19 protein-coding genes and 1 pseudogene are annotated in these 20042 nt (G+C 63.4%); 13 read left to right on the top strand and 7 right to left on the bottom strand.

All coding sequences use genetic code 11. The annotated features are described in order from the left end of the window. Window positions 1–3: 3 nt before the first annotated feature. From EOB80_RS04195 to EOB80_RS04180, 4 genes are all read left to right on the top strand, one after another. Entirely contained in the window at window positions 4–465 is a 462-nt protein-coding gene (locus tag EOB80_RS04195; RefSeq protein WP_023809876.1) for a membrane protein, read from the top strand. Continuing rightward, a complete protein-coding gene (locus EOB80_RS04190; protein WP_127326763.1) occupies window positions 462–1838 on the top strand; it encodes an FAD-containing oxidoreductase in 1377 nt (458 codons plus the stop codon). Before EOB80_RS04195 ends, EOB80_RS04190 begins: the two co-directional genes overlap by 4 nt. 125 nt (window positions 1839–1963) lie before the next feature. Further along, entirely contained in the window at window positions 1964–3136 is a 1173-nt protein-coding gene (locus EOB80_RS04185) for an MFS transporter (protein ID WP_127272313.1), read from the top strand. Window positions 3137–3223: 87 nt separating this feature from the next. Continuing rightward, window positions 3224–4279, top strand: coding sequence for a succinylglutamate desuccinylase/aspartoacylase family protein (locus tag EOB80_RS04180; RefSeq protein ID WP_127326762.1), 1056 nt, complete (start codon window positions 3224–3226; stop codon window positions 4277–4279). Between the two features lies 1 nt (window position 4280). Here the strand turns inward: EOB80_RS04180 and EOB80_RS04175 are convergent. Further along, window positions 4281–5051: pseudogene (locus tag EOB80_RS04175) on the bottom strand (isocitrate lyase/phosphoenolpyruvate mutase family protein). Between the two features lie 318 nt (window positions 5052–5369). Here EOB80_RS04175 and EOB80_RS04170 point away from each other — a divergent pair. Continuing rightward, entirely contained in the window at window positions 5370–7559 is a 2190-nt protein-coding gene (locus tag EOB80_RS04170; RefSeq protein ID WP_127326761.1) for an anthranilate synthase, read from the top strand. Window positions 7560–7564: 5 nt separating this feature from the next. Further along, window positions 7565–8512: a cation diffusion facilitator family transporter gene (locus EOB80_RS04165; protein ID WP_127326760.1), complete on the top strand. Its 948-nt coding sequence runs from the start codon at window positions 7565–7567 to the stop codon at window positions 8510–8512. Window positions 8513–8714: 202 nt separating this feature from the next. On the opposite strand, the gene EOB80_RS04160 is transcribed toward EOB80_RS04165, so the two are convergent. Together EOB80_RS04160 and EOB80_RS04155 are read right to left on the bottom strand one after the other, a co-directional pair. Continuing rightward, complete coding sequence (locus tag EOB80_RS04160; RefSeq protein WP_032808618.1) at window positions 8715–8921, bottom strand: AbrB/MazE/SpoVT family DNA-binding domain-containing protein; 207 nt, start codon at window positions 8919–8921, stop codon at window positions 8715–8717. A gap of 19 nt (window positions 8922–8940) precedes the next feature. Next, window positions 8941–10044 carry a hypothetical protein gene (locus tag EOB80_RS04155; protein ID WP_127326759.1) on the bottom strand — a complete coding sequence of 368 codons (1104 nt, stop codon included), beginning with the start codon at window positions 10042–10044 and terminating at the stop codon, window positions 8941–8943. Between the two features lie 102 nt (window positions 10045–10146). Between EOB80_RS04155 and EOB80_RS04150 the strand changes: the two genes are divergently transcribed. From EOB80_RS04150 to EOB80_RS04125, 6 genes are all read left to right on the top strand, one after another. After that, the gene (locus tag EOB80_RS04150) at window positions 10147–10584 is read left to right on the top strand and encodes a DsrE family protein (protein WP_127326758.1); all 438 of its coding nucleotides are present in this window, start codon (window positions 10147–10149) and stop codon (window positions 10582–10584) included. Between the two features lie 150 nt (window positions 10585–10734). Beyond that, a complete protein-coding gene (locus EOB80_RS04145) occupies window positions 10735–11514 on the top strand; it encodes an SDR family oxidoreductase (protein ID WP_127326757.1) in 780 nt (259 codons plus the stop codon). A 63-nt stretch (window positions 11515–11577) separates the two neighbouring features. Further along, window positions 11578–11886: a putative quinol monooxygenase gene (locus tag EOB80_RS04140; RefSeq protein ID WP_127320720.1), complete on the top strand. Its 309-nt coding sequence runs from the start codon at window positions 11578–11580 to the stop codon at window positions 11884–11886. Between the two features lie 159 nt (window positions 11887–12045). Further along, the gene (locus tag EOB80_RS04135) at window positions 12046–12291 is read left to right on the top strand and encodes a type II toxin-antitoxin system prevent-host-death family antitoxin (protein WP_056595839.1); all 246 of its coding nucleotides are present in this window, start codon (window positions 12046–12048) and stop codon (window positions 12289–12291) included. Next, window positions 12288–12674, top strand: a complete 387-nt coding sequence (locus EOB80_RS04130; RefSeq protein WP_127270551.1) for a type II toxin-antitoxin system VapC family toxin — start codon at window positions 12288–12290, stop codon at window positions 12672–12674. Before EOB80_RS04135 ends, EOB80_RS04130 begins: the two co-directional genes overlap by 4 nt. Window positions 12675–12769: 95 nt before the next feature. Further along, window positions 12770–13873 (top strand): AbrB family transcriptional regulator, encoded by a 1104-nt coding sequence (locus EOB80_RS04125; protein WP_127326756.1) that lies wholly within the window; start codon window positions 12770–12772, stop codon window positions 13871–13873. 7 nt (window positions 13874–13880) lie between these two features. On the opposite strand, the gene EOB80_RS04120 is transcribed toward EOB80_RS04125, so the two are convergent. Further along, window positions 13881–14960, bottom strand: a complete 1080-nt coding sequence (locus EOB80_RS04120) for a siderophore-interacting protein (RefSeq protein WP_127326755.1) — start codon at window positions 14958–14960, stop codon at window positions 13881–13883. Between the two features lie 129 nt (window positions 14961–15089). Beyond that, on the bottom strand, window positions 15090–15983 hold the full coding sequence (locus EOB80_RS04115) for a LysR family transcriptional regulator (RefSeq protein WP_127269787.1): 894 nt from the start codon (window positions 15981–15983) through the stop codon (window positions 15090–15092). 147 nt (window positions 15984–16130) lie between these two features. On the opposite strand from EOB80_RS04115, the gene EOB80_RS04110 reads away from it, so the two are divergent. Then, complete coding sequence (locus tag EOB80_RS04110) at window positions 16131–17666, top strand: MFS transporter (protein WP_127326754.1); 1536 nt, start codon at window positions 16131–16133, stop codon at window positions 17664–17666. A 23-nt stretch (window positions 17667–17689) separates the two neighbouring features. Here the strand turns inward: EOB80_RS04110 and EOB80_RS04105 are convergent, their stop codons facing one another. Continuing rightward, window positions 17690–18466 carry an esterase family protein gene (locus EOB80_RS04105; RefSeq protein WP_127326753.1) on the bottom strand — a complete coding sequence of 259 codons (777 nt, stop codon included), beginning with the start codon at window positions 18464–18466 and terminating at the stop codon, window positions 17690–17692. A 4-nt stretch (window positions 18467–18470) separates the two neighbouring features. Continuing rightward, a complete protein-coding gene (locus EOB80_RS04100) occupies window positions 18471–19637 on the bottom strand; it encodes an ATP-grasp domain-containing protein (RefSeq protein ID WP_127271680.1) in 1167 nt (388 codons plus the stop codon). Window positions 19638–20042 lie beyond the last annotated feature (405 nt).

Here is a 20042-nt window from a genome sequence, read left to right as displayed (position 1 = left end):
ACCATGCTCTACATTCTCGCACTTCTGATCGGCGTCATTGCCGGTCTTCGCGCCATGACGGCGCCGGCTGCCGTTGCCTGGGGCGCTTATCTCGGCTGGCTGCCGGTTGCCGGCACCTGGGCGAGCTTCATGAGCCACTGGGCGGCTGTCGGCATCTTCACCATCCTGGCCATCGTCGAACTGGTCACCGACCAGTTGCCGTCGACGCCGAGCCGTAAAGTGCCGCAGCAATTCGGCGCCCGCATCGTCATGGGCGCCTTCACCGGCGCGGTGATCGGCGCCACAGGCGGCGCCACCATCGGCGGCTTGATTGCCGGCGCCATCGGCGCTGTCATCGGCACGCTGGGCGGCGCTGAAGCTCGCGGCCGCCTCGCAGCCGCCTTCGGCAAGGATCCGCCCGCCGCCTTCATCGAGGACGCGGTGGCGATCATCGGCGGCCTGCTGATCGTAGCGGCGGTGGCATGACGACGAAAACCTTCGACGCCATCATCATCGGTGCCGGACAGGCTGGCCCTCCGCTGGCCGGCCGGCTGGCGGCCGCCGGCATGAGCGTGGCGCTGATCGAGCGCAAGTTGGTCGGCGGCACTTGCGTCAACACCGGCTGCATGCCGACCAAGACCATGGTCGCCAGCGCCTACGCCGCGCATCTTGCGCGCCGCGCCGCCGACTATGGCGTGACGCTCAGTGGCCCCGTCGGCGTCGACTATGCCAGGATCAAGGCGCGCAAGGACAAGGTGACGATCGACGCCCGCACCAATCTCGAGACCTGGATTGCCGGCATGGACAAATGCACCCTCTATCGCGGCCATGCGCGTTTCGAATCCGCCAACACGGTGCGCGTCGGCGACGATCTGCTGACCGCCGAAAAGATCTTCCTCAACACCGGCGGCCGAGCCTCGGTCCCAGACCTGCCTGGCATCCACGACATCGACTATCTGACCAATTCCTCGATGATGGATCTCGACGTGCTGCCGCGCCATCTCATCGTCGTCGGCGGCAGCTACATCTCGCTCGAATTCGCACAGATGTTCCGCCGCTTCGGTAGCGAAGTCACCGTCATCGAGAAGAGCCCACGCTTGACCGGCCGCGAGGACGAGGATGTCTCCGCCGCCATCCTGTCGATCCTCGAAAACGAGGGCATCACGGTCCATGTCGGCGCCGACGACATCGCTTTCGCCAGACAGGGCCAGGACATTGCCGTGACCTTCTCCGCCGGCAAACCGCCGGCGGTCGGCTCGCACGTGCTGCTGGCTCTGGGGCGGACGCCCAACACCGATGACCTCGGCCTGGAGAGGGCTGGCGTGGAGGTCGACAAGCGCGGCTTCGTCTCTGTAGACGACCAGTTGCGCAGCAGCGTGCCCGGCATCTGGGCGATGGGCGACTGCAACGGCAGGGGCGCCTTCACCCACACCTCCTACAACGACTACGAGATCGTCGCCGCCAACCTGCTGGACAACGATCCGCGCAAGGTCAGTGATCGCATCGAAGCCTATGCGCTCTACATCGACCCACCGCTCGGCCGCTGCGGCATGACCGAGGCCGCGGTGAAGAAATCCGGCCGTCGCGCGCTGGTCGGCCAGCGGCCGATGGCCCGCGTCGGCCGCGCTATCGAAAAGGGCGAGACGCAGGGCTTCATGAAGATCCTGGTCGACGCCGACACCAGGCAGATCCTCGGCTGCTCGGTGCTCGGCCCCGGCGGCGACGAGGTTATCCATTGCGTACTCGACCTGATGTACGCCAAGGCGCCCGTCGACACGCTGGCGCGTGCCGTGCACATCCACCCGAATGTCTCGGAGCTGTTGCCAACCATTGCCCAGGAATTGAAGCCGCTGGTTTGACAGCCTGTTAGCGACCCATTTCAAAGCTCTTCCTTTTCTGCATCGCTGCGATGCAGCAATGCAGCTTGCGCACGATGGCGTCCTTCGCGCAGTCTCGATTTGAACCGATTCAGTCTGGACGCCCCATGCCCTTGCCGATCCTTGCGCTTGCCATTGCGTCCTTCTGCATCGGCACCACCGAATTCGTGATCATGGGCCTGCTGCCCGAGGTCGCAGCCGACCTCGGCGTATCGATCCCTTCTGCCGGCCTGCTGGTTACCGGATATGCGCTGGGTGTGGTCTTCGGCGCCCCGATCGTCGCGATGGCCACCGCGCATTTGCCGCGTAAGCCTGTGCTGGTCGGGCTGGCCGTCCTGTTCGTCATCGGCAATCTGTTTTGCGCCATCTCGCCCAACTACTGGACGCTGATGGCCGCGCGCGTTTTCACCGCTTTCGGCCATGGCGCCTTCTTCGGCATTGGCTCGGTCGTTGCCGCCAGCCTGGTACCGCGCAACAAACGCGCCAGCGCCATCGCGCTGATGTTCGCCGGGCTGACGCTGTCCAACATCCTGGGTGTTCCCGCCGGAACCGCACTTGGCGAAGCGTTCGGCTGGCGCTCCACCTTCGTTGCCGTGGTCGGTATCGGCCTAATATCGGTGGCAGCGATCGCCTGGCTGGTGCCGTCTGATGTCGCCCAGCCAAGCGGTGGCGGCCTGCGCGGCGAACTGCGCGTGCTGGGCAAGCTGCAGGTCTGGCTGGCGATGCTGATCGCGGCGCTGACTTCCGCAAGCCTGTTCACCGTCTTCACCTACATCAAACCCTACCTCACCGAGGTGTCGGGCTTGTCGACCTCCGCAGTCACGTGGGTTCTGCTGCTGTTCGGCGCGGGCATGACCATTGGCAACATTATCGGCGGCAGACTGGCCGACTGGAAACTGATGCCGACCGTGATCGGCACGCTGCTGCTGATGGCCCTGCTTTTCGTTGGCTTCAGGCAGTTCGGCGCAATCGCCAGCGTTGCCGTCGGCATCGTCTTCCTGTGGGGCCTGCTCATCTTCGTCGTCGTGCCGCCGCTGCAGATCCGGGTCGTCGAGGCGGCCTCCGAGGGACCGAACCTCGCCGCCACGTTGAACCAGGGCGCCTTCAATGTCGGCAATGCCAGCGGCGCCTGGATCGGCGGCGTGGCCCTTTCCGCCGGTGTTTCCTATGCCAATCTGCCGCTGGTCGGCGCAGCACTCGCCCTTTTGGCGGTCACCGTCGCTGTGCTGTCGCAGGCGCTGGACCGGCGCGCGCCGGTCATCCCGCTTCCGGCTGAATAGTCTCTTGCGCCCATAGCGCGGCAGGCTGGACCAATCGACATCGGCGCCTTCAAATCGCATGTCTTCTGGTCCTTGATGGAGGAAGTCATGCAGAAATCGATCGAGCGCATCGCCGGCGAAAGCGAAGGGGTTTCCTACGAATTCCCGCTGTTCCGCTTCACTGGTTCCGACAAGGCTGCTCCTTCGGCATACCTACAGGCGGCACTCCATGCCGGCGAGTTGCCGGGCGTCGTCGCCATCGACGCGCTGATGCCGATGCTTGCCAAAGCGGAGGCCGAAGGCCGCATCAAGGGCAATCTCACCGTCGTGCCCTGGGCCAATCCGATCGGCCGGGCGCAATATCATTTCGGCGAGCATCAGGGCCGCTTCCATCTGGGCACGCGCACCAATTTCAACCGCGGCTTTCCGCTGCTCGCCGCGCCCGACACAGCGCTCTTGCCCGACACCACGCTTGGCAGCGTCGACCAGCGGCTGAAGACGCGGCTGGTGCAGCTCTCGCTCGGCCATGACATCGTGCTCGACCTGCACTGCGATGACGAGGGCCTCGCCTATCTCTACGTCCACACCAGCCTGTGGCCTGCCATGGCCGATTGCGCCGCCGCCATGGGCGTCAATGCGGTGGTGCTGTGGAGCGAGGACACCGACGGCACCTTCGAAGGCGCCTCGATCATGCCCTACCAGAACGTCCCCGCCGAAATGGCGAAGCTCGACCGTCGCGTCGCCACCACGGTGGAATATCGCGGCATCCTCGATGTCGATGGCGCCCTGGCCGCCTCTGACGCCGACGGGCTCTACCGGCTGCTGGTCGCACGCGGCGTGATCGCCGACAGCGCCCTGCTCGCGCCGGGTCCTTTCACAGGCGTCGTGGCCCCATTGGAAAACATCGACATGATGCCGGCGCCACGGGCGGGTGCTGTGCTCTACGACGTGAAGCCGGGCGACCGTGTTGCCAAGGGAGCGCGCCTCGCCACCATCATCCATGCGCCGGGTGAAGCCGACGGCCGCACCGAAATTTTCGCGCCGCAGGACGGCATCATCCTGACCCGCCGCTCTCGCCGCATTATTCGCGCCGGCGAGGATCTTCTGAAGCTGGTCGGCGACAGGAAGAGCACCGACGCCCGATCGGGGACGCTAGAGGATTGATCTAGCCAGAAATGGCCTGCCTAGCCTTGGCCTCCAGCCATTCGGCCATCTGCCGGTAAGGCACCGGGCCGTGGCTGATGCGGGCGACACCCAGTTCGGCCAGCCGCTGACGCGGCGGTACATGCGCCAGCGCGATGATATTGACCGGCAACGCGATTGCCTTGCAGAGCGTCTCGATCAGGTCCTCATCGCCAAGACCCGGCGCAAAGAAGCCGTGTGCGCCGGCTTTTTCGAAGGCCTGCGCGCGCTCGATGGCCTAGTCGAGCAGGACGTCGTCATGCGCATCCGGTTTCGCCTTGAGGAAGATGTCGGTTCGGGCGTTGATGAACGCCGGTATGCCGGAGGCCTTGACGGCCGCTGCCGCAGCTTCGATGCGTTTTACCTGAACAGAAATGTCGTGCAGGCCGCTGCCACCGACAATCTGGTCTTCGAAATTGAAACCAATCGCGCCGGCCCGCAGCGCCAACGTTACCGTGCGGGCAACGATTTCCGGATCGACGCCGTAGCCGCCCTCGAGATCCATGGTCACCGGCAGGTCGACCGACCCGACGATGCGCTTGATGTTGTCGAGTGCCAGCTCCAGCGGGATTTTTTCTCCATCGGCGTAGCCGAAGGCGGCCGCCACCGGCCAGCTTCCGGTGGCGATTGCCTTGGCCCCCGCTTTCTCGACGATCTTGGCCGAACCCGTGTCCCAGGCATTGTAGAGAACGATCGGGTTTCCCCTGACATGGAGGGAATGAAACGTCCGCGCATGCTCGATCTGTTCGGTCATGGTTGTTTTCCCGTCTCCTGCTGTTAGAGGAACAGTCTAAGCGGCACTGTCCGCCCTGGCGATGTGCCATGAGATGCAGAAGCGGCGGCCACCGGACAGGCTTTTCAAATCAGTTGCGCATCCCGTTTTTCGCGGCTATGGATTTCGCCATGAACATGCGTTCGACCAAGACCATTTGGTGGTGGGCCTGCTGACAGCGGCCTGTTCGAACACGTGCGCGTGAAAAGAGAGGGTGGCCGCAACGGAAAGTCCGGGCGGCCATTTGTTTTTTCCAAGCCATTCCCGGGTCCGTTGCCCAAGAAGCTGATGGAGACGGCAATGACGATGAAGGTTCTGGAAAACGGCGCGGAAAGTTTCGTGACCGCGGGTGGCATAACCATCACGCGCGCGCGCCACGACCGGCCCTATGCAGGTGCGATTGACGCCTATGTCGACGGCCTGAATTCGCGCCGCGGTGCGGTGTTTTCCTCAAATTATGAATATCCCGGCCGCTACACGCGCTGGGACACCGCCATCATCGATCCGCCGCTGGTCGTCTCGGCGCGCGGCCGTGCCATGCGCATCGAGGCGCTGAACCGCCGTGGCGAGGCGCTGCTGCCGGTCATCGGCAAGGCGCTGGCCAGCCAGGCGGATGTCACCATCGCCGAGACGTCGAAGACACTCATCCGCCTCGATGTCGCCAAGCCCGGCCGTGTCTTCACCGAGGAGGAGCGCAGCCGCGTCCCTTCGGTCTTCACCGTACTGCGCGCCATCACCGCTCTGTTCAAGACCGAGGAAGACGCCAATCTTGGTCTCTACGGCGCCTTCGGCTACGACCTCGCCTTCCAGTTCGACCCGGTCGAACACACTCTCGAGCGCAAAGAGAGCCAGCGCGACCTGGTGCTTTTCCTGCCCGACGAGATTCTGGTTGTCGACCATTATTCGGCCAAGGCCTGGACTGACCGCTACGACTATGCCGGCGACGGTTTTTCGACTGAAGGGCTGCCGCGCGATGAAATCGCCGAGCCGTTCAAGAGCCCCGACCGCATCCCGCCGCGCGGCGACCATGAACCCGGCGAATACGCCGATCTGGTGCGCAAGGCGATGGATTCGTTCAAGCGCGGCGACCTGTTCGAGGTCGTGCCCGGCCAGATGTTCTACGAGCGCTGCGAAACGCAGCCATCCGAGATTTCGCGCAAGCTGAAGGCAATCAACCCCTCGCCCTATTCCTTCTTCATCAATCTGGGCGAAGGCGAATATCTGATCGGCGCCTCGCCGGAAATGTTCGTGCGCGTCAACGGCCGCCGCGTCGAGACCTGCCCGATCTCAGGCACCATCAAGCGCGGCGACGACGCCATTTCCGACTCAGAGCAGATCCTGAAACTGCTCAACTCGAAGAAAGACGAATCCGAGCTGACCATGTGCTCGGACGTCGATCGCAACGACAAGTCGCGGGTCTGCGAGCCGGGTTCGGTGCGCGTCATCGGCCGTCGGCAGATCGAAATGTATTCGCGCCTGATCCACACGGTCGACCACATCGAAGGCCGGCTGCGCGAAGGCATGGATGCCTTCGATGCCTTCCTGTCGCATGCCTGGGCGGTCACCGTCACCGGCGCGCCGAAACTGTGGGCCATGCGCTTCATCGAACAGAACGAGAAGAGCCCGCGCGCCTGGTATGGCGGTGCGATCGGCATGGTCAATTTCAACGGTGACATGAACACCGGCCTGACGCTCCGCACCATCCGTATCAAGGACGGCATTGCCGAAGTGCGGGCCGGCGCCACATTGCTGTTCGACAGCATTCCCGAGGAAGAAGAAGCCGAAACCGAACTGAAGGCATCCGCCATGCTCTCCGCCATCCGCGACGCCAAGACAGGCAATTCCGCCAGCACCGAGCGAACCACCGCGCGCGTCGGCGACGGCGTCAACATCCTGCTGGTCGACCACGAGGATAGTTTCGTCCACACGCTGGCCAATTATTTCCGCCAGACCGGCGCCAACGTCTCGACCGTTCGCTCGCCGGTGCCTGAGGAAGTCTTCGACCGGCTGAAACCCGATCTCGTCGTGCTGTCGCCCGGCCCCGGCACGCCGAAGGACTTCGATTGCGCCGCAACCATCAAGAAGGCGCGCGCCCGCGAACTGCCGATCTTCGGCGTCTGCCTTGGCCTGCAGGCATTGGCGGAGGCCTATGGCGGCGAACTGCGGCAGCTGCACATACCGATGCACGGCAAGCCGTCGCGCATCCGGGTCTCCAAGCCCGGCATCATCTTCTCGGGCCTGCCCAAGGAAGTGACCGTCGGCCGCTACCACTCGATCTTTGCCGATCCGGTGCGCCTGCCCGACGATTTCATCGTCACAGCCGAGACCGAGGACGGCATAATCATGGCCTTCGAACACCGCAAGGAGCCTATCGCCGCGGTACAGTTCCACCCGGAATCGATCATGACGCTCGGCCACAATGCCGGCATGCGCATCATCGAGAACATCGTCGCCCACTTGCCCCGCAAGGCCAAGGAAAAGGCCGCCTGACGATCATGGCTGAAGCCGAGAACACGATGGCGATCGCGGCCAAGGCGGCCGCGAAGCGCAAAATCGCCAATCTCGCCTTCTGGTCGATTATCGTCGCTTTTGTCGTGCTCGCGCTGAAGGCTGCCGCGTGGTACGTCACCGGCTCCGTGGCGCTCTACTCGGACGCCTTGGAATCGATCGTCAACGTCATTGCCTCGCTTGCAGCCTTCTGGGCGATCCAGGTCAGCCACAAGCCGGCCGACCAGGACCACCCTTTCGGCCATCACAAGGCCGAGTATTTCTCGGCGGTGCTGGAAGGCGTGCTGATCGTGCTCGCCGCCCTTTTGATCCTCAACGAGGTCTGGCGCCACTGGCAGACCCCGGCACCGCTCGAACAGCCCTGGGAAGGTCTTGCCGTCAACGGCGTCGCTACTGTCATCAACGCCTTCTGGGCCTGGACGTTGATCCGCGCCGGCAGGGCGGAGAAATCACCGGCGCTGGTTGCCGACGGCAACCACATCATGACCGACGTGGTCACCTCGATCGGCGTCTTCGGCGGCCTGGTCGGAGCGATCCTGACCGGTTGGCAGATCCTTGACCCCGCACTTGCCGTCCTCGTGGCTTTGAACATCCTGTGGCAGGGCTGGCATGTCATAGGCTCGTCGATGAACGGCCTGATGGACCGCGCCGTCGACACCCAGGAACACATGCGCATCCGTGACGTCATCTCGGCCAATTGCAAGGGCGCGCTCGAGGTGCACGACCTCAAGACGCGCATCGCCGGCCGCGCCACCTTCATCGAGTTTCATCTGGTCGTCGACGCAGACATGTCGGTCGGCGCCAGCCATGTCATCTGCGACCGCATCGAGGACGCGCTGAAAGCCGAAATCCCCTCGGTGCGCGTCACCATCCATGTCGAGCCCGACGACGAGGCCAAGCTGCCGAAGGGCACAACCGCCGTGCCGTTTGCCTGAGGCGATTTCCTGTAGCGACTTGGGAAAATTAACCGAAGCTTCTCGACTTCGTCATCCACGGGCGAAGCAGGAGCGAAGCTCCGTCGCGGAGACCCGAGGATCCATGCCGCGACCTTGTCCGTAGAGTGCAGCGGAACAGAATTCTGCACCGCAGCAGCGCTCAGATGTCACGCATGGATCCTATGGTCTGCGCCGCCAGTCTCTATCGGCCTTCCAAAGCTGCCTCAACAAAATCGTCGTCAAGTGGCCCGGTCAAACTGTCGAGCCAGACCCAATCCTGCGCAAGCGGTTCGAGAACGACCGCTCGGCCCTCGCGACGGATTGAAATCTCGCCGGTATCGAAACGGTATTTCTTCGGCATGCGTACTGCTTGCGATCCGCCAGACCAAAAGACTTTTGCCTTATCCATTCGCGCCCTCCATTGAAGCTCAAGGCGAGCAGGCCGATTGCGGCATCGGCTGCAGCCGATAGACCTTGTCGTCGGATTTCGTCTTGCCATCGGCGGCCTTCGAACACAGGTCGACGATCGCGAGCGCGCTGTTGGGATTTGCCAGCATCATCGTGCCATTGAGGCCACGCTTGAGGAAAATCTCCTTCTGCGCGATGTCGCAGGAAGAATCGCTCATCTTCGAACTGGCCGCGCAGCGCCACTGGTCGGCTTCGCCCTGGCAGGAATAGGTCTGCGTAACCTCAGCCGATTTCTGCCGTGTGGTGACGGTAACGGCAATGTCGGCGCCGTCTGGCCAGTTGGCGGCGTCGCCACCCGAGGCGAAGGACGCCAGCTCTACCTTGCCGCGGAAAACCCGGATCGACCGGGTGAGTTGATCGGGGTGCGAGGCGAGATGCGCTGCATCGTAGTCGCGCCCATAGCAGAAGGCCTGGTCCGGCTTCAGCCGCTCGCGCAGCGGCGGGCCTAGCGCCGGGTCGACCGGATCGATGCGCGCGAACTCCGCCTTGCAGGTCGCCGCTGGGATCGGGTCGAGGCGAAAATTGTCGTCATCCTTGCCGAGTGCCTGCCTGCTATATTCCGCAGCGCCAAGCTCTTCTTCCGAACCGGCATCGAGATAGATGTCGGGCTGCAGATCCGAGAGGAACAGCCGGCCCTTGTCGTCGACCTTCAGCGACGCAAGCGTCCGGTCGCATTCCATGCCGCAATGAACCGGGCCTGTCTTGCCGTCCTCGGACGCATGATTGCACCAGCCGCCGGCCCATTCCGGCGACTTGGCGCCGCGCACGGTGGTGGCGATGAAAGCATTGTAGGACGTGTCGGAATTCACGGTCGGTTCCTCGTTCGGCCGGCTGACCGGATCATGGCCGTAGTAGAAGAAGATCCGCGTCACCTTCTGCTTCGGGTGCGCCTTGAGATGCCCCGCATCATAGACGCGGCCGAAACAGGCATCAGCGCCGTTCGGACTGAGTTCGGTGAGCTTCAGCGCATCGTCGGCGGAGGCCGCTCCGGCAAGCAAGCCAAGCAGCGCCGCGCCAAACCCGGCGCCGGCGACTGTCTTCCATTCCCCTGCCCTGAACGCCATGTGATCTCTCCTCCGCATCGACAGGACGCAACGTCAATTTATGCTAGTATTGCGGCCGCAGCCACGCAATTCGCGGCGGGCCGCCAAGCGGAGGAGGATTCCATGCGTCGGCGCGATATGTTCCGCGCGGTTCTTGCCGGAACCGGAACGCTTCTCGGTTTGCGGGCAGCACAGGCAGCCGCCACCGAGCCCGCAAGGCAAAAAGTCGCCTACCACTTGAGCGACACCGACAAGGTCAATTTCGTGCTCGGCAACATCAAGAACCACTATGAGGGCACCGGCGGCAATGTCGACATCGTGCTGGTCGTGCATGGTCCCGCGCTCGCGGCCTTCAAGTCGAAAGGCATATCGGCTGCGATTTCCGGGCGCTTCGCCGGCCTGGTGCGGCAGGGGCTGGAATCCCATGCCTGCGCCAACACCATGCAAGGCATGGATATTTCGCTCCCCGACCTGCTCGCCGGGTTTCATGCCGCCGACAAGGGCGGCGTCGTCAAACTCGCCGAACTGCAAGGCCAGGGTTACGCCTATCTGCATCCGTAGAGCGGTTTGTTTGGCGCAAATTCCCCTAGGGAAAGCGCTACTCGCTTTGCCGGGAAACCGCTCCACACGTTTCCTTGAATTGCTCAAAGGCTTGAACACCGGGGTGGCAAGGGCCTACGAAGGACAGGCAGACCTCCCGGAGGAAGAACCGTGCCAGCCACCACACTCAGCATACCCGATCTTGCCGGCAAGGCAGTGCTGGTCACCGGTGCGTCGACCGGCATCGGAGCGGCGCTCGCGCTGGCCTATGCAGCGCAGAAATGCAAGGTGGCGCTGCACTACAATTCGAGTCAAGACGCCGCGGAGAAGCTCGGCCTGACGATTGCCGACAAGGGCGGCGAGGTGTTTCTCGTTCAGGGCGATTTTTCCGTTGCCGCCGATGTCGAGCGCGTCGTCGAGGACAGCGCGCAATATTTCGGCCGCCTCGACGGGCTGGTCAACAATGCCGGCGGCATGCTTGGCCGCATCCCTTATGCCGAGCAGACCGAGGCGTATTACGACGCTGTGATGGACCTCAATGCGCGCTCGGTGCTGACTGCTTCGCGCAAGGCGATCCCGTGGCTGAAGAAACAGGGCGGCTTCATCGTCAACACCTCCTCGATCGCCGCGCGCAACGGCGCCGGCGGCGGCGCCGGGCTTTACGGCTCAGCCAAGGCCTTCGTCTCCAATGTGACGCGCGGCATGGCCAAGGAACTGATCGGCTTCGGCATCCGCGTCAACGCGGTAGCGCCCGGAACCATTCTCACCCCGTTCCACGAGCGCTATTCGACCGACGAGCAGATGAAGGGCATGGTCGCCACCATTCCGCAGGGACGCGCCGGCACGGCGCAGGATTGCGTCGGCGCCTATCTGTTCCTCTCTTCGGACCTTCTCAGCGGCTACATCACCGGCCAGGTGATCGAGGTGAATGGCGGCCAGTTGATGCCTTGAACGGCTATCGGCATACTGGCGGTCTGCATGTTCTTGTCGAAAACCTCAAAGGGAGACAACGGAATGTACGGACTGATCGGCAAGATGCGGGCGGCGCGCGGCCAGCGTGACGCGGTCATGGACCTTCTGCGCGACAGTACAGGCGCCCTGCCAGGCTGCCTGAGCTACATCATCGCGCGCGACCCCGCCGATGCCGACGCGATCTGGGTCACCGAAGTGTGGACCGACGCCGAAAGCCACAAGGCCTCGCTGCAGCTTCCCGAAGTCCAGGCGGCGATCGCCAAGGCGCGGCCGTTCATCGCCGGCTTCGAATTCCAGGTCGAGACCCACCCCGTCGCCGGCTTCGGGCTGGCTGACGGCAAGACGGGGTGATCCGCCCACGGCTTATGCCGAGGCGAGGTTCGCACTCCAGGTGCAATATCGACAGGTGAACAATCTCGACCCCGGGTTTTGCCAGTCATCGCGCTCCACTTGTAATTCTCTGAAAATGGACTAAGTTCTGTGGACTAAGTCCACTTGGAGAAACCTGCGATGCAGACCGTGAACATCCACAATGCGAAGACCAATCTTTCACGTCTCGTTGACCGAGCTGCCAAAGGTGAGCCGTTCATCATCGCCAAGGCGGGCAAACCATTGGTGAAAGTCGTGCCTATCGATCAGCCGGCCTCGTCGCAGGCGCGAAGGGTCGGTTTTATGGCCGGCCAGTTTTCCGTTCCCGACGATTTCGACCGCATGGGTGGCGAGGAGATTGAGCAACTGTTCGGTGTCAACACTTGAAACTGTTACTCGACACCCATTTGCTGCTGTGGGCGGCTGGCGAACCGGATCGGCTAACACCTGCGGCTCTCGCCGAGATTGAGGACCCCGAGAACGAATTGCTGTTCAGTCCCGCCAGCCTTTGGGAGATCGCAATCAAACGAGGACTGGGACGGGATGATTTCCAGGTCGATCCCCGTTTGCTCCGGCGAGGCCTATTCGACAATGGCTATCACGACTTGCCGATCACCAGTGAACATGCCCTCGCCATCGACGGACTTCCGGCGATCCACAAGGATCCCTTCGATCGAATCCTGGTCGCCCAGGCAACCATTGAGGGGATTACCTTGCTGACGATGGACGATCTTGTCGCCCGTTATCCTGGTCCTATCCGAAAGCTCTGACACCTTGGTAAACTGCGTGACTCGCGCGTCACACAGCTTCCTTTTTCGGCAAAGCGGGGGTTCGCATCGTCCCGCTTCAAGTCTAAGACCGAAACATGGATTCCTCGGCCGAGCAGCCATCCCCGGACCTGCCCACACTCGAGCGCATGGCGCGGATGCGCAAGCGCTGGCAGTGGCTTGCCCTGCTGGTTGTTTCCCTGCTGTTTGCCGGCGCGCTGGAACTCGCCACCCTGCCGGCGGCGCTGCTGATCGGACCGATGCTGGCGGCCATCGTCGCCGGCACCAATGGCGCCACGGTGCGTGTGCCGCGTCTTCTGTTCGGCGCCGCCCAGGCGATCGTCGGCTGCCTCGTCGCCAGCTCGATCTCGGCCGACATCTTTCCGGTCTTCTACCAGGAATGGCCGCTGTTTTTCGGCGTCGTGGTGGCGACCGTCACTGCCTCCAGTCTGCTCGGCTGGCTGATCAGCCGCTGGCGCATCCTGCCCGGCACCACCGCCGTCTGGGGCTCGTCGCCGGGTGCGGCCACCGCCATGGTGCTGATGGCCGGTGCCTTCGGTGCCGACCAGCGTCTCGTCGCTTTCATGCAATATCTGCGCGTCATCTTCGTCTCGATGACCGCAGCACTCGTTGCCAAGATGTGGGTCGACACCTCGGGCGTCGAAATCCCGCCCATCGTCTGGTTTCCGCCGATCGACCGCCAGGCCTTCGCCGCCACCATCGGCATCGCGCTGGTTGGCGGCCTGTCGGGAAAGATTTTCCGGCTGCCCTCGCCCTTCTTCCTCGGCACCTTTATCTTCGGCACTGTCGTCCATCTTGGCTTGGGCGTGGAGATGCAATTGCCGCAATGGCTGCTGGCCGTCAGCTACGCCATGGTCGGCTGGTCGATCGGCCTGAACTTCACAAGGGCGATCCTGCGCCATGCAACGCGCGCATTGCCGCAGATCATCGCCTCGATCGTGGCGCTGATCGCCTTTTGCGGCGGCCTTGCCTTCCTGATCAGCCATCTCCTGGGCATCGATCCACTGACCGCCTATCTGGCGACCAGCCCCGGCGGCATGGACAGCATCGCCATCATCGCCGCCGCCGCGCAGAACGTCGACATCTCCTTCGTCATGGCCCTGCAATCGGCACGCTTCCTGATCGTGCTGCTGGTCGGCCCGAGCGTCGCTCGGCTGGTGGCCAGAAGCGTCAGGCAATAAGCAGCGACTAGTCCTCGCCGCCCTCGCCCACGCTATGCGCATCCCGACGCCAGTACGCCGTAACCAGGTGCCGGTCGCGTGGCAGGCCCCACTGCTTGCGCACGATCTTGCGTATCTCCTGGAAATCGCCGAATTCGCAACTTGCCCAAACGTACAGGCCGTCGGCAAGCGCCATGTGATTGCGCTCACGCAAGGCGGTCGACAATAGGCCCGCGGTGCCGGCCTCGAGGCCGCGCCGGTAAAGCCAGGTGATGTCGATATTGTCCCCTTGCGCCAGCGCCATTCGGTCATCCGGGCTATCGACCTCGATCAGCGCCTCGGCACGTGTTGATGGCGGCAGATGCTCCAAAATCCTGCCGATGGCGGGCAGCGCGGTGTCGTCGCCGAGCAGAAGCAAGGTCTGCGCCACCGGGGCGTCGCCGCCGCCGGGTCCGATCATGCCGATGACGTCTCCCGCCCGTGCGTTTTGCGCGAATGTGGCGGCAGGCGTGTTCTGGCCGGGGTGCAACACGAAATCGACATCGAGCCAACCGCTTGCGGCATCCAGCGCCCGGATCGTGTAGACCCGCACGGCAAGCGCATCGTCGCCAGAAGGCCAGACGATCAAGCCGTCAGCGCCCATCGTCGGCCAAACCAGCCGGCGGCCAGGCGGCGGCAGCAGCAGCCGCATGTGCAGGCCGCCATGGCTAAATCGGCCGAGATCCTTGCCGGCGAAGCGCAGGCGCTGCATATGCGCCGATATCCGCGTCGACGACATCACCATGATCTCGCGGAAGAAGACCGGAGTACCGGCGTCGCTGCCGTCGCCTTGCCAATGGATGCCCTTGGTCGTGCCGAGATGTTCGGCGACATGGCCGGCGACCGTCATCTTCATGTAGGACAGGCAGGTTTCGTCTGTCGCCGCGACGCGGATCAGCACGCTTTCATCATCGAGCGTAGCGCTCAATGAGCCGTAGTAGAGGCGGAGCTCCCACTGGTCGGCAACGCCAGTGTCAATCTCGAATTCGCTGTGCTCTGCGCGCAGCCGGTCCATCACCGATCTGATCGCCGCGTCGCTGATCCGGGTTTGCGCGCTAAGTTGGTCCATCGCTCAAGTCCTTCGAAACGGTTCGGGCAAGGCGCCGCGCGGCACCCTCACCGTCAGCGGCATGCCACAGCCGCTCCGATGTTTCCACAGAAACATGACAATAATAATCATATTTATTCGATGAGTTGGCTACGAGCCGCTTGTCGCAGCAAGTCGCTCGGGAAGGAAATCAACGAAGACGCGCACCTTCGGCGACAGATGGCGATTGGAGGGCCACAGCATCCGGAACTGGCCACGGCCGTCGACATGACCATCGAGGACGGTACGCAGCCTGTCTTCGTGCAGCGCCTCGCGCACCAGGAAATCCGGCATGCAAGCTATGCCGAGGCCGGCGAGCGTGGCGCCCTTCAAGGCTTCCATGTTGTTGCAGGTCAGCATCGAGCGGATCTGCGGTTCGGCGCTTCCGGTAGTGAACGGCCACTCCAGCAGCCTGCCGCTGTTCAGGAAGCGGAAGTTTATGCCGAAATGTCTGATGAGATCAGCCGGCACGCTGGGGGCGCCATGGCGGTCCAGGTAGGAGGGCGCCGCGCACAGCAGCATGCGAAAGGGCGCAACGGGTCTCGACACAAGGCGCGAATCCGGCAGTTCGCCGCTGCGGATCGCGACATCGATACCCTCGTCGATGACGTCGACGATCCGGTCGTTGAAATCGATGTCGAGCTCGATCTCGGGATAGCGTGCCATGAACTCCGACAGCACCGGCAGCAGCAGATGATAGGTGACGATCGGGGTGGATATGCGCAGCCGCCCACGCGGTGTTTCCCGTGTCTGCGACAGCATCGCCTCGGCATCGTCGATGTCGTCGAGGATGCGGCGCACCCGCTCGTTGAACAGCTTGCCCTCTTCCGTCAGGCCAATGCGCCGCGTGCTGCGCTGCAGGAGCCGCACGCCGAGTTCCTGCTCGAGCCGGGCGACACTTTTGCCCACAGCGGAAGCCGAGATGCCAAGCGCCCGCCCGGCGGCGACGAAACTGCCGAATTCGGCGGTGCGGGCGAAGGCCAGGAGCCCGTTGAGACGATCCATTGCGTCATTCCATTCGAGCGTTTCAGTCCGATATGCCAGGAGATATAACACCATTTTTCCTGAAATGCCGACGACCTATCTTGTCATCACGACCGGCTCCGCAATCGCGCGGGCCACCGGCGAGTACTGTTTCAGATAGGGAAATCCATGACTTCCAGGACCACAACCGGCTCTGCCGAGAGATGGCTCGTGCTCTTGTCCGTGTGCCTTGCCGCGATGACGATGCCCTTGACCTTCACCGGTCCGGCCGTCGCTCTGTCGCGCATCGCGGCCGATCTCGGCGGCAGTCCGATCGAGCTCAACTGGGTGACAAACGCCTTCATGCTGACCTTCGGCGCCACCCTGATGGCGTCGGGCGCTCTGGCCGACAATCATGGGCGCAAGCGCCTCTTCCTCGTCGGCCTCTCCCTCTATGTCCTGGCGTCGCTGGGCGCGATGCTGGCGCCGGACATCATCTGGTTCGACATTTTCCGGGCCGCGCAGGGTATCGGCAGTGCGGCCGCCTTCGCTGGCGGCGCCTCGGCACTTGCCCAGGAATTCGAAGGGCCGTTGCGGCTGCGCGCCTTCAGCTTTCTCGGTACCAGTTTCGGTATCGGCCTCGCCTTCGGCCCGATCGCGTCGGGCCTGCTCATCTCTGCATTCGGCTGGCGGTCGATCTTTCTTCTGGTTGCAGCACTCGCGATTGCCGCCGCAATGCTCGGCCTGCGCACCATCAGGGAATCGCGAGACCCGGATGCGACTGGCCTCGACTGGGCGGGAGCCGGCACTTTCACGATCGCGCTGGCGTCGCTGACCTATGGCGTGCTCCAGGCCCCACAGAGCGGCTGGGCCGATCCCCTTGTCGTCACCCTTCTGGCCGCTTCTGTCATCTGTTTTGTCGCCTTCGTCTTTGTCGAGCGGCGAGCACAACGGCCGATGCTTGACCTCACGCTGTTTGCCTATCCCCGCTTCGTCGGCGTCCAGTTTCTGGCTGCGGCACCCGCTTACGCCTTTGTCGTCCTGCTCGTCCTGTTGCCGATCCGCTTCATCGGCATCGAGGGCATGAGCGAGATCAAGGCCGGGCAATTGATGATCTGCCTATCAGGCCCGCTGCTGATCCTGCCGATGCTCGCCGGACAGCTGGCGCGCTGGATCGCGCCGGCCACGATCTCCGGCGTCGGCCTGCTCGTCGCTGCCGCCGGGCTTGTCTGGCTGAGCCTGACACCACCGGTCGATAGTGCGCTGGTGGCGCCGCTGATGCTGATCGGCGTCGGCATCGCTTTGCCCTGGGGATTGATGGACGGGCTCGCCGTCAGTGTCGTGCCGAGAGAGCGCGCCGGCATGGCGGTCGGCATCTTCAACACCACCCGCGTCGCTTGCGAGGGCGTGGCGCTGGCGATCGTCATGGCGACCCTTTCCGGCTTTACCGCCGCGCATCTCGCCGCACAGGGAACGGCATCTTCGACGCAGGCAGCAGCGGCAGCCCAACTGCTGGTGACCGGCAATCTCGGCGAAGCAGCACAACATCTGCCCCAGGCTGGAGCCATTGTTCTGGTCCAGGCCTACGAGGCGGCGTCCGACAGGTTGCTGATCGTGCTGGCGGCAATCACCGTCATGACCGCTATCGTCGTCTTCCTTGGCCTGCGTCGCGGATCGGCGTCGGAACACGAGACCGTCGCTCTGCCGGCAGGCCAGGAAGGGTAGCTGTCAGCGGACGAGCCCCGCTGTCAGTCGAGCCTGTGCATCAGGTCCTCATCCAGCCAACGGCCGAAGAAATAGACCAGTTGCTTGTGCCACCATGGCCAGTCGTGGCTGACATCGCCGCCCCAGTAGTCGACCCAAGCGGGAATGGATTTGTCGCGCAGGATCTGTTCCAGCCTGCGCGTCTCGACCAGCATCCGCTCTTCCCAGGCGCCCTGGCCGCAGCAGAAGATCAGCCTGAGCGCCTTCAGCCGGGCCAGCAGTTTGGGATCGACGATGCCGGGCAGATAGTCGAGCGGCGAGTTGTAGAAAATGTCGCCCTCGAGCGCTTTGCCGAAGAAGTCGCGCGCCGAATAGACGCCCGACAGGGCAATGACGCCGCTGGCGAGTTCAGGAAAGCGGAAGACGAAGTTCGACGAGTGATAGCCGCCCATCGAACAGCCCGAGAACAGCGGCTTCAGCTTGCGCCCGCCATTGGCCTGCTCGGCTGTGGACAGGAAGTCCGGCAGCGCCTCCTCGCGCACATAGCGGAAATAGGCCTCGTGGCGGGCGATGCGGTGGGCGGCGTCGGCATGCTTGTCGAAGAAGGATTCAGAATCGACGCCGTCGACCGTGAACAGCTGGATGCGGCCGGTGTCGATGAATTCGGCCAGTGCGCCCACCCCGCCGGAATCCTCGAACTGGTAGAACCGGCCCTGCGAGGTCGGGAACACCACCACCGGCCGGCCGGCATGGCCGTAGCGCTTGTATTCCATGTCGCGGCCGAGCTGGCTCGAGAAATTCTTGTGATAGGAAATGTCCATCGCCTCACGCCTTTTCCGCGTGGATGTACGCGACCGCTGCACGCAACGCTGCTTCGTCCTTCGAGCGCATCTGGTAGGCGTAATTTCCCATGGCGCGGCTGAAAACCTCTTCGATGGCCTGATGGTGGACGATCTTATCGCGCTGCGCGGCTAGCACGTCCTCATGGCTGTGCAAATAGTGGAGGCGCCGCTTGCGGCTGGCATAGGCGGTGAAATACTTCCCCTCGTAAGGGCCGCCGGCGGCATCCCTGACCACCATGTCGGCCCATGCCGCGTAGACGTCGATGTCGAACGTGTAGTTAATGGCATCGGTCATCCAGGCGCCGGGCGGGCGCATGTTGACCTCCAGCGCGATGACCCGGTCGTCCTTGGTCTCGAACAGCTCGATGTGGAAGAAGCGTTCGCGTACGTCGAATGCTTTCAGGATCTTGCGGCCGGCCTCCTCGACCGCCGGGCTGATCCTGGGAAAGCAGGTGTAGCTCATATGGCGGTCCTTGTTGACCACCTCCATGACGCTCTGGTCGTAGCGGTGGCTGGCCGCCAGCACCACCTCGCCGTCGCGGTTGACCAGCCCGTCGAAGGTCACCACCAGCCCCTCGATGAACTGCTCCATGACGAAGGTCACGTCCTCGGGCTTGTCCCGGAAGAACTGGTCGAGCTCTTTGGCGTTGGAGATCTTGAAGGTGTTCGATGCGCCGGAACCGCTGTCGGGCTTGACCACGACGGGGTAGCCGACGCGCCGGATGAAAGTCATGGCCCCGGCACGGTCGGAGCATTTGCGCTGCGCGATGGTGTCGACGCCGCTCTTGCGGAAGAAGGCACGCATGCGGCTCTTGCGCTTAAGGTTCTTCACGAAATCGAGCTTGGTGCCGTAGATGTTGAAGTCGGTGCGTATGTTGGCTTCCAGCTCAAGCCAATGTTCGTTGAGCGATTCAAAACGGTCGATACGGCCCCATTTGTGGACGAAATGCCCCATCGCCCGAAACACCGGATCGTAGTCCTCCATGTTGGCGACGCGATAATATTCCGAAAGGGCTGCTTTCAGCTTGGCGTCGAGCGCGTCATAGGGCGCGTCGCCGATACCGAGCACCCTGGCCCCGGCCTTCTTCAAGCGGTCGCAGAAATCCGCGCCGTTGGCGGGAAAATGCGGCGAGAAGAAAACGAAATTCATGGACGACCCCTCCCGCGACAGGGGCATCGAAACCCTGTCGATGCCCGAGTCTGGCGCATTTGCCGCGCGTGGGGAAGAGCGCGCATGTTCGGGACAACATCCGACAGATCACGGCCCGCCACGCGGCCCCCACTTGCCTCTCACAAGCCGCTCCTGTAAGAGAACCGCCATGAACACGCGCGCCACCAACGCTTCCCGTCCGACCGGTTTTTCCGGCGAGACCGTGCGCGCGCTGGCTTCGACCCTGCTTCTTCTCGGCCTTATCGGCGATCGCCGGGTTCGCTGAAGGAGCGCCCGGCGGTCGAACCGCCGCGCAAGCGCATGCTCCTTGGCAATCACATCAAGCGAACGAAATTCTGGTAAAGGCGCCGCTCGCCATCAGTCCACCGAAGGTGGATCCATGAG

It is taken from the genome of Mesorhizobium sp. M7A.F.Ca.MR.245.00.0.0 (assembly GCF_003997415.1).
Lineage (GTDB): Bacteria > Pseudomonadota > Alphaproteobacteria > Rhizobiales > Rhizobiaceae > Mesorhizobium.
This window is presented reverse-complemented; position numbering and strand designations above follow the sequence as displayed.